General features: G+C 69.4%; 8 protein-coding genes and 1 pseudogene. 2 read left to right on the forward strand and 7 right to left on the reverse strand.

What is annotated here, in order from left to right:
• Positions 1-10: 10 nt before the first annotated feature.
• The 7 genes from DNK54_RS17915 to DNK54_RS17945 all read right to left on the reverse strand — a co-directional run bounded on the left by DNK54_RS17915 (position 11) and on the right by DNK54_RS17945 (position 7,839).
• Positions 11-2,119, reverse strand: coding sequence for an MMPL family transporter (locus DNK54_RS17915; protein ID WP_110208356.1), 2,109 nt, complete (start codon positions 2,117-2,119; stop codon positions 11-13).
• Positions 2,120-2,204: 85 nt separating this feature from the next.
• Positions 2,205-2,837, reverse strand: a complete 633-nt coding sequence (locus DNK54_RS17920; protein ID WP_110208357.1) for a response regulator — start codon at positions 2,835-2,837, stop codon at positions 2,205-2,207.
• A complete protein-coding gene (locus DNK54_RS17925) occupies positions 2,834-4,015 on the reverse strand; it encodes a sensor histidine kinase (protein WP_204164675.1) in 1,182 nt (393 codons plus the stop codon). Before DNK54_RS17925 ends, DNK54_RS17920 begins: the two co-directional genes overlap by 4 nt.
• Positions 4,016-4,082: 67 nt before the next feature.
• Positions 4,083-5,072, reverse strand: coding sequence for a sulfate/molybdate ABC transporter ATP-binding protein (locus DNK54_RS17930; protein WP_110208359.1), 990 nt, complete (start codon positions 5,070-5,072; stop codon positions 4,083-4,085).
• Between the two features lie 22 nt (positions 5,073-5,094).
• A complete protein-coding gene (locus tag DNK54_RS17935; protein ID WP_110208360.1) occupies positions 5,095-5,988 on the reverse strand; it encodes a sulfate ABC transporter permease subunit in 894 nt (297 codons plus the stop codon).
• Positions 5,981-6,823, reverse strand: a complete 843-nt coding sequence (gene cysT / locus DNK54_RS17940; RefSeq protein WP_110208361.1) for a sulfate ABC transporter permease subunit CysT — start codon at positions 6,821-6,823, stop codon at positions 5,981-5,983. Before cysT ends, DNK54_RS17935 begins: the two co-directional genes overlap by 8 nt.
• The gene (locus DNK54_RS17945) at positions 6,820-7,839 is read right to left on the reverse strand and encodes a sulfate ABC transporter substrate-binding protein (protein ID WP_110208362.1); all 1,020 of its coding nucleotides are present in this window, start codon (positions 7,837-7,839) and stop codon (positions 6,820-6,822) included. The genes cysT and DNK54_RS17945 overlap by 4 nt, the downstream gene beginning before the upstream one ends.
• Positions 7,840-8,115: 276 nt before the next feature.
• On the opposite strand from DNK54_RS17945, the gene DNK54_RS17950 reads away from it, so the two are divergent.
• Positions 8,116-10,029, forward strand: coding sequence for a 2-oxoacid:acceptor oxidoreductase subunit alpha (locus DNK54_RS17950; protein WP_110208363.1), 1,914 nt, complete (start codon positions 8,116-8,118; stop codon positions 10,027-10,029).
• Positions 10,029-10,294: pseudogene (locus DNK54_RS17955) on the forward strand (2-oxoacid:ferredoxin oxidoreductase subunit beta); the annotation flags it as partial. The gene DNK54_RS17950 and the pseudogene DNK54_RS17955, both read left to right, overlap by 1 nt.

The raw sequence follows: 10,294 nt of genomic DNA on the forward strand, positions 1-10,294 counted from the left end.
CGACCCCTGGTCACGCCGACGAACCGATCCGCGAGGGCCAGAGCGCCCGGTCGCCCAACAACCGCATGAGCGCAGGCACCAGCAGCGGACGCACCACGAAGGTGTCGAGCAGGATGCCGATCGCCATCGCCAGTCCGAACTGGAAGAGCTCACGGATCGGCTGCGTCATGAGCACCGCGAAGGTGCCGGCCAGGATGACTCCTGCTGAGGAGATCACGCCGCCGGTGCTCACGATCGACGCCCGCAGCGCCTCGGTACGTCCCTCCCGGGCCAGCTCCTGCCGGAACCTGGTCATCATGAAGATCGTGTAGTCGACGCCGAGCGCCACCAGGAAGATCAACACGTAGATCGCCACCCGGTTGCCGAACCCGAGGTCGTCTCCCAGCCCCATGGCGAGGAGCGCGGTGGCGCCCATCGCGGCAAGGTAGGAGAGCAACAGCGTGGCCACCAGGTACACCGGGGCGAGGACAGACCGCAGCACCACCCCGAGGATCAGGGCGACCACGAGCAGCATCAGCAGGCCGACCACCACCATGTCGCGGTCCAGTGCGGACCGCGTGTCCGCGGCCTTCGACGTCTCTCCGCCCACGAGTACGTCGCCCCGCAGGCCGGCCTCGTCGGCCGCGGACTCCGCCGCTCGTTCGATGCCCGGCACCGCATCGAGGGCCGTCGCACCGTAGGGGTTCGTGTCGAGGACGACCTGGATCGCCGCGATCCGTCCGCTGTCGGAGACGCGGGCACCCTCCACCCGGGCGACGTGCGGAGCCGCCTCCAGCGCCGCTGCCACTGCCTCGGCCTGCTCCTGGGTCACCTTCTCCTCACCCCGCACCAGCACCTGCGTCGGCGCGATCGCCCCCGGTCCGAACGCCTCGGCGAGCGCGTCCTGCCCGGCCTTCGATTCGGTGTCGATCCGGAACCCGCTGACCAGGTCGAAGGACTGCTGGCTGCCGATGAGGCCCAAGCCCATCACCGCCAGCACCGCCAGGCCGGTGGCGAGGACCGCACGCGGGCGGGCGATCACCGTGTCGGCGACGCGGGACCAGGCACCGTCCCCCTTCGGTCGCACCGCCCGGCGCGGCCACAGTGCGAACCGCCCGAGCACGACGAGCAGCGCAGGCGTGAGCGTGAACGCGACGACCGCCATCGACAGCACCCCGACCGCCAGATAGGGGCCGAAGGCGTGCAGCGTGGGGCTGACGGCGACGAGCAGGGCCAGCACAGCGGCGACGATCGTGGAGACGCTGGCAAGCAGAGCACCGCTCACCCCCCGCATGGCGTGGGCGATAGCCACGGTCGGCTCGGGGTGGTCGACCAGCGCCTCGCGGTAGCGAGCGAAGATGATCAGCGCATAGTCGGTGCCGACTCCGAAGAGGAGCACCGTCATGATCGACGCCGTCTGGCCGCTGACCTCGATCCATCCGGCGTCGGCAAGCAGCGCCCCGACTCCCTCGGCCAGTCGCATCGCGAAGCCGACGCCGAGCAGCGAGACCGCGACCAGGCCGGGTGAGCGATAGATGGCGGCCAGCAGGACGACGACCAGGCCGATCGTCCCGAAGAGCAGCACCTTGTCGCTGCCGCTGAAGACCTTGACCGCGTCGACGACGATCCCGGCCGGGCCGGTGAGGTCGATCTTCGCGCCCCCGCCCGCGGTCGCGGCCTGCTCGGCCGCGATCTCGCGCAGTTCCTCCACGGCGTCCCGGAAGCCGTCGTCGCTGGGGCTGCCGCTCATCTCGACGAGCACCATCTCGGCGCGTTCGTCGTCACTGCGCATGCCCGCAGCGGACAGACCGTCTCCAGCCGCGCGGATCGCCGTCACGTGCGGCACCCGTGCCGCCTCCACTGCCGCCGCGAGGTCGGCGGCCAGCGCGCGGGTCGTCTGTGGCCTCTCCGAGCGCACCACGAAGACGGCCGGCGGTGCGCCGTCGCCGCCGAGCTCCTGCCGCGTCGCCTGCTCAGCGCGCATCGACATCGAGTCGCTCGGCGGCTTGTCGTTGTCGCCGGACTTCACGTCGTCCAGGGCCGGAGCGGCCGAGGTGAGCGCGCCGATCACCACCACCCAGAAGAGAATCACAAGCCAAGCGGCGCGACGGGTCAAGCGGCCAGGCACGGGTTGCGTCATGCTCCCCAGTCTGCCGGAGCGACCACACGCGCACATCCGACGTTGGTTCACCTGCGTCTCCAACTTTCGATGGAGACGCACCCGCTCATGCCTCGGGCAGCAACCCCGAATCCCGCGCCCGTACGACCGCCGCCGTCCGGGAGCGCACCTCCAGCTTGCTGAAGACCTGCACCAGGTGGGACTTGACCGTCGCCTCGCTCAGATAGAGCTCGCGGGCCACCTCCCGGTTGGAGAGCCCTCTGGCGACGGCGGCGAGCACTTCCAGCTCCCGGGGCGTCAGCGTCGGTCCCGGCTGGCGGATCCGGGTGATCAGCTTGGTCGCCAGGGCCGGCGCCAGCACGGTCTCGCCCCGGGCCGCGGCCCGGACCGCCGCCCACAGATCCTCCGGAGGGGTGTCCTTGAGCAGGTACCCGCTGGCGCCCGCCTCGACAGCGTGCAGGATCCCGCTGTCGCTGTCGTAGTTCGTGACCACGAGGACGTACGGCGCCTCCGGGAGCGTGCGGACGGCGCGCGTCGCGTCCACCCCGGTGCGGGAGTCACCGGCGAAGCGCAGATCCATCAGCACCAGGTCGGGCCGCAACGCTCTGCTCAGCTCGACCGCCTCGTCGACCGTGGCCGCCTCCCCTACCACTGTCATCTGGTCACCACGCTGGTCCAGCAGCGCCCGTAGCCCGGCGCGGACGATCGCGTGATCGTCGGCCACCACCAGTCGGATCACGGCGCCTCCACGGCGACCGGCAACGGGAAGGAGACCGTCAGAGCCGTATGGCCGGGCTCCGAGTCGAGGTCGAAGGCACCGCCCAGCTCCGTCACGCGGGCGCGGATCGTCCGCAGACCGAAGGCGGGCAGGCCAGGCTCCGAGACGACCGCCGTGTCGAACCCGATCCCGTCGTCCACGACGTCCATGCGCACCCGTCCGGCTCCGTAGCCGAGAGTCACGACTGCCCTCGCGGCCGGGCCTGCGTGACGTTCGACATTGGCCAGCGCGCCCTGGGCGATCCGCACCAGCGCTGCCTCGACCGGCATCGGCAAGGGAGTCGGCTCCCCGTCGACCTGGTAGCGCACCGGCACCGGCACCCGCTCGCACACCCGCTGCAACGCCTGGTCGACCGACGCTCCGACGAGGTCCGCCGGAGCCAGCTCGGCGACGAGACGGCGGGCCTCAGCGAGCCCGGCGGCAGCGGTCGTGCGCGCGAGGGTGACCTTCTCCGATGCCGCGGCCGGCAGCCCCTCCACCTCGGCGGCGTGCAGCAGCAGCTGGATGCTGCTCAGGCCCTGGGCCAGGGTGTCGTGGATCTCACGAGCAAGACGCTGACGCTCCGCCTCCTGCCCCGCGGCACGCTCCTGCTCCGCGAGCGCGGCCTGTGTGCGCTGCAGTTCCTCGATGAGCCGCTGTTGCGCGGTCGTGGCATCGAAGAGCATCCGGAACCCGAGGCCGATCAGCGTCGACAGGCCGGCCCCCAGCACCGGCGCCGCCACGTCACCGGCGGTCCACCCTGCGCGAACGACGCCGATCACGACGTCGGCACCGGCCACCGCCACCACCGCGAGGAGCGCCCGCGGCAGTGCCAGCTCGGTCAGGAAGACCAGGAACAGCCCCACCGACGCGTACGCCGCGTCGGCGCCGACCGAGGCGAGCGCCGCCCAGGCGCCCACCATGCCCAGAAGCAGCAGCTCTCGCGCCGCCGCGCGTCGTGCGACGGTCCGCGTCAGGTGCAGGGCTAGGAAGACGACCACGAGCAGGGCGATGGCAACCACATGGGGCTCACGCTGCAGGAGTGCCCGGAGCAGCACCACCGCGGCGAGCGCCGCCACCAGGGCGTCCAGCCCCCGGCGCAGCTGTACAGACCTTGGGACCGACGGCACCGTGCTCGGTTGGGGCACCCGGGAGCTCACCCGGCCGAGTGTAGGGCCGCTGCCTGAGAGGTTCCGCTGACGGAACCTCTCAGGAGCTCCTGGGCCCTCAGGAGGCGGCCAGCACCCCGTGCGCCGGTACGTCGACCCCCTCCGCGCCCGGCAGGTGGCTGACCCAGACGGGTGCGCCTTCGGCGAGTCCGAGCGACCGGGCCTGAGTCCTCGTCATGGTCGCGACGATCTCCTGGCCGTCGGTGGTCAGCACCGTGACGCGCACCTCGAAGCCGATCCGGAGCATCCGGGACACCTGGCCCTCCAGGGCCTCCGGCACCTGGGGAGCCGTCTGCATCTGCACGTCGTGGGGGCGCACGAGCCGCCCGGAGAGGGTGGTCACCTCGCCGAGGAACGACATCACGAACTCGTTGGCCGGGTGGTCGTAGAGCTCGTCCGGAGTGCCGATCTGCTCGACGCGACCCTCGTTGATCACCACGATCTGGTCGGCGACCTCGAGCGCCTCCTCCTGATCGTGCGTGACGAAGACCGTCGTCACGTGCACCTCGTCGTGCAGCCGACGCAGCCAGTCCCGCAGCTCCTTGCGCACCTTGGCGTCGAGGGCACCGAAAGGCTCGTCGAGCAACAGCACGCTGGGCTCGACGGCGAGCGCCCGGGCCAGCGCCATCCGCTGCCGTTGGCCGCCTGAGAGCTGGGCCGGCAGGCGGTGCCCGAACTGAGACAGGTGCACCAGCTCCAGCAGTTCCTCGACCCGGGCCTTGATCTCGGCCTTGGGCCGCTTCCTGATCTCGAGCCCGAAGGCGACGTTGCGGGCGACCGAGAGGTGCTTGAACGCCGCGTAGTGCTGGAAGACGAAGCCCACGTTCCGCTTCTGCGGCGGTAACGAGGTCGCCTCGCGTCCTTCGATGGTGATCGATCCGGAGTCGGCACTCTCCAAGCCGGCGATGATCCGCAGGAGGGTCGACTTGCCACCACCGCTGGGTCCCAGGAGGGCAGTCAGCTGGCCGGAGCCGATGGAGACGTTGACGTCCTCCAGGGCGACGAAGTCGCCGAAGCTCTTCGATACGTTCTTCACTTCAATGCTCATCTGAGTTCCTTCTACACAAGGGTCAACGATGTCCGCGAGGACGGACCAGCGAGACGATGACGATGCAGGCGACCGAGACCATGGCCAGGAGGAAGGCGGTGGCGTAGGCGCCCTGCTGGTCGAAGTTGAGGTATTTCTCCTCGACCACGAGCGTGGCCGTGCGGGTCTCGCCCAGCACGTTGCCGGAGACCACCTTCACGGCGCCGAACTCACCGAGGGAGCGCGCCAAACTCAGCACCACGCCGTACACGACGGCCCACTTGATGGCGGGCAGGGTGATCCGCCAGAAGATCTGCCAGCTGTTGGCGCCGAGGCTGCGCGCGGCCACCTCCTGGTCGGTCCCGATCTCGTGCAGCACCGGCACGACCTCGCGGATCACCAGCGGAAGCGCGACGAAGGCCGTGGCCAGCACCATGCCCGGAGTGGCGAAGATGACCCGCAGCCCGTGCTCCTCCAGGGTCGGGCCGAACCATCCGTTGCGACCGCCGTAGACCAGCACCAGGGCGAGACCGACCACGATCGGGGAGACCGAGAGCGGCAGGTCGACCAGCGCGCTGAGCGCGCGCTTGCCGGGGAACTCCTGGCGGACCAGAAGCAGCGACATGCCCACCCCGAAGACGGTGTTGATCACCACGGCGCAGAGCGCGACCACCACCGTCAGCTGCAGTGCGTGCACGACGTCAGGATCCTCGAGGATGGCTCGGATGCCGGTGGTGCCGTCGGCGAACGCCTTGGTCACGACCAGGGAGACCGGCCAGGCGACCAGGAGGAAGAGGTAGCCGACCACCACGATCCGAAGGAGCCATCCGAACGGGCCGGTACGGCGGCGCGGCGGCCGCGACCGACGGCGACGGGGCGCACGGGGCGGAGAGGGTGGCGCTGGGGTCTCGGGAGGGGCGACGAGGGTCTCAGCCACGGCGGGACACCCTTCGTTGAAGCACGTCCAACAGGACGATGACGGACAGGGAGATGACCAGCAGCAGCGTGGCGACGCTGGCCGCGGCGGCCAGGTTGTTGTTCTCGACGCTGCCCAGGATCCGCACCGAGGTGACCTCCGTCTTGAACGGGAGGTTGCCCGACAGCAGCACCAGGGCGCCGTACTCACTGACGCCGCGCGCGAAGGAGAGGGCGCTGCCCGCGGCGATCGCCGGGGTGAGGCTGGGCAGGATGACACGGCGGAAGGTGGTGAGCCGGCTGGCGCCGAGTGAGGAGGCCGCCTCCTCCACGTCGGTGTCGAGCTCCTCGAGCACCGGCTGCACCATCCGCACGACGAAGGGGAGGGTGACGAAGAGGTAGGCGAGGAAGACCGAGGCGGGCTGGTTCGCGACATCGATGCCCAGCGGACTGTCGGTGCCGTAGAGCGAGAGCAGCACCAGGCCGGCGACGATCGTCGGCAGCGCGAAGGGGATGTCGATCAGCACCTCCAGAACGCCACGACCCCAGAACCGGTCCCGCACCAGCACCCACGCGATGGCGGTGCCCATGACCGCGTTGACCACGGTCACGGCGGCGGCGGCAAGCACGGTCAGGCGGATCGCCGCGAAGGTCTGCTCGTTGGTGATCGTGGCCCAGAAGATCTGCCAGCCTCCGTCGACGGCGGTCACGATCACCGCGCAGAGGGGGATCAGCACCAGCAGGCTGAACCAGAGGACGGCGATGCCCAAGCCCAGACCCGAGGCCGGGGTCAGGGTCGAGCGGGCCGGCCGGCGCCGAGTCGCCGGCCGGTCCGCTTCGGGGGCAAGAGCGCTCACGAGGCCTTGCCGGACTTGGCGATGGCCTGCGTGACGATGCCCGACTCCTCGTCGAAGAACTTCGTGCTCAGCTCCGACCAACTGCCGAAGTCGTCAGCCACCGTGAGGAGGTGCGACACCGGGGGGAACGGGTTGTCCGGATCGGTCGCGCCTTCGACGCTGCCCCCGAAGTCGACATCGTCGCGGATCGGACGGAACCCCTTGAGGGCGAACTGCTTCTGCCCCTCGTCGCTCAGCACGAAGTCGAGCCACGCGGTCGCCACCTCGGGCGCCTCCTCCAGGACAGCGCCCGGGTTCTCGATCAACAGCGTGGTCTCGGGGATGACGTAGTCGAAGCCCTGACCGTTCTGCGCGGCGAGGATCGCCTCGTTCTCGTAGGCCATGAGGACGTCGCCGGTGCCGCCGAGGAAGGCGGTCGTGGCGTCGCGGCCGCTGCCGGGCAGGGCGACCACGTTGGCGAAGAACTTGTCGAGGTAGGCGCTCGCCTCCTTCTCGCTGCCCCCGTTGCTGGCGACCTGACCCCAGGCAGCAAGCGCGTTCCAGCGCGCGGCGCCGGAGGAGGCCGGGTTGGGGGTGACGATCTCGACGCCCGGCTTGGTCAGGTCCTCCCACGACCGGATGTTCTTCGGGTTGCCCTCCCGCACGCCGAAGACGACGATGGAGCGGGAGACGATCCCCTTGTTGGCCCCCTGGTCCCAGTCGTCCGCGACCAGCCCGGCGTCGACAAGCCGGGTCACGTCACTGGCCACCGAGAAGTGCACGTAATCCGCATCCAGGCCGGCCTCGACGGCGCGGCTCTGGTCGCCGGACGCGCCGTACGACGTCTTGAACCGCACGTCCTTGCCCGCATCGGTCTTCTTGAACTGATCGGCGATCGCCTTGTTGGCCGCCTCCGGCACTGCGAAGCCGACGATCGAGATCGTCTCGGCATCACTCGCCGAGGAGCTGCAGCCAGCCAGACCCGCTGTCGCAGCCAGGACCGTGGCCAGCACAGCTGCCTTGAACTTCGTCTTCATGACCACTCACTTCCAGCCCATGTCGGGCTTGTTCTCGGGAATCTTGAGTAGATTACATGACTTACGACGAAAACTTGATTTTCAGATCATCGTCCACTGGATGAGATTCCTCGACGCGGAATGAGACGGACTCGGTAGTGGAAGCGGCGGCACTACAGTGGAAGGAGGGGAGATGGCAGCGCCCGGAAGCTGGTGCACCCAACATCTGGAACACGTTCCAGTTTTGCCATACCCTCGGTACGTCAACAGATCTCAGTCAGGAAGAAGGTTGCGGCGGTGGCCAAAGAGGTCCGTCAGCTCGACCGCGTGATCATTCGCTTCGCCGGCGACTCCGGCGACGGCATGCAGCTCACCGGCGATCGTTTCACCCAGGAGTCGGCCGCCTTCGGCAACGACCTGGTCACGTTGCCCAACTTCCCGGCGGAGATCCGGGCGCCTCAGGGCACGATCCCCGGCGTCTCGTCCTTCCAGGTGCACTTCGCCGACCACGACATCCTCACCGCGGGCGACGCGCCCAACGTGCTGGTCGCGATGAACCCGGCGGCCCTCAAGGCCAACCTGGGCGACCTGCCCAAGGGCGCCACGATCATCGTCGACACCCACGACTTCACCAAGCGCAACCTCGACAAGGCCGGCTACGAGGCCAACCCCCTCGAGGACGACTCACTCGCAGAGTTCCAACTGCACCCGGTCGACCTGACCGGCATGACGGTGGAGTCGGTCAAGGAGTTCGGCCTCTCCCGCAAGGACGCGGCCCGCGCCAAGAACATGTTCGCGCTCGGCCTGCTGTCGTGGATGTACGGGCGCCCGACCGAGACCACCATCGACTTCCTCTCCAAGCGCTTCGCCAAGGTGCCCGACATCCGCGACGCCAACATCACGGCGTTCAAGACCGGCTGGAACTTCGGCGAGACCACCGAGGCGTTCATCGTCCAGTACGAGGTGAAGCCGGCGCCCATGGCACCGGGCACCTACCGGAACATCACCGGCAACCTGGCGCTGGCCTACGGCCTGGTCGCGGCCGGCGTGCGCTCGGGCCTGCCGGTGTTCCTCGGCTCCTACCCGATCACTCCGGCCTCCGACATCCTCCATGAGCTGAGCAAGCACAAGGCGTTCGGTGTCACCACCTTCCAGGCCGAGGACGAGATCGCCGGCGTCGGTTCGGCGATCGGCGCCTCCTTCGCCGGCCAGCTCGGTATCACCACCACCTCCGGTCCCGGCATCGCCCTGAAGGGCGAGGCGATCGGCCTGGCCGTGATGACCGAGCTCCCGCTGGTGGTCGTCAACGTGCAGCGCGGCGGTCCCTCCACCGGCCTCCCGACCAAGACCGAGCAGTCCGATCTGCTGCAGGCGATGTTCGGCCGCAACGGTGAGGCGCCGGTGCCGATCGTGGCGCCGTCCTCGCCGGGCGACTGCTTCTCGGCAGCCGTGGAGGCCGCCCGGATCGCGGTCACCTACCGGACCCCGGTCTTCCTCCTCAGCGACGGCTACCTGGCCAACGGCTCCGAGCCGTGGCAGATCCCCGACGTCGAGGACCTCCCCGTCATCGAGCCGAACTTCGCCACCTCCGCCGACGCCGGCGAGGACGGCAAGGGGTTCCAGCCCTACAGTCGCGCCCCCGAGACGCTGGCCCGCCCCTGGGCGATTCCCGGTACGCCGGGTCTCGAGCACCGCATCGGCGGGCTGGAGAAGGGCGACGGCCACGGCAACATCTCCTACGACCCGGCCAACCACGACCTCATGGTCCGCACCCGTCAGGCCAAGGTCGACGCGATCGCCACGTCACTGCCCCCGCTGGAGGTCGACGACCCCTCGGGCGAGGCGAAGGTCCTCGTGCTCGGGTGGGGATCGACGTACGGTCCGATCGGAGCCGGGGTACGCCGGGTGCGCAAGGCCGGCTTCAACGTCGCCCAGACCCACCTGCGCCACCTCAACCCGTTCCCGAACGACCTCGGCGAGATCCTGAAGCGCTACGACAAGGTGCTGGTGCCCGAGATGAACCTCGGCCAGCTCGCCCTGCTGCTGCGCGCGAAGTACCTCGTCGACGTCGTCGGCTACAACCAGGTCCGCGGACTGCCGCTGAAGGCCGCCGATCTCGCCGACGCCATCGGCGACCTCGTCGCCCAGGCCGAGGGCATCACCGTGGACCTGACCACTTCCCCGTCCGTCGCTGGCAAGGAGGCGAACTGATGACGACCATCGATCTGGGCCTGCCCGCCCTGGGCACCGACGGTGTCCCCACACTGGCCGAGGGCGAGAAACTCACCGGCAAGGACTTCACCAGCGACCAAGAAGTCCGCTGGTGCCCCGGCTGCGGCGACTACGCCGTCCTCAAGGCCGTCCAAGGCTTCCTCCCCGAACTCAACATCCGCCGCGAGAACGTCGTCTTCATCTCCGGCATCGGCTGCTCCTCGAGGTTCCCCTACTACCTCGACACCTACGGCATGCACTCCAT

The organism is Nocardioides daejeonensis (assembly GCF_003194585.1).
Taxonomy (GTDB): Bacteria; Actinomycetota; Actinomycetes; order Propionibacteriales; family Nocardioidaceae; genus Nocardioides; species Nocardioides daejeonensis.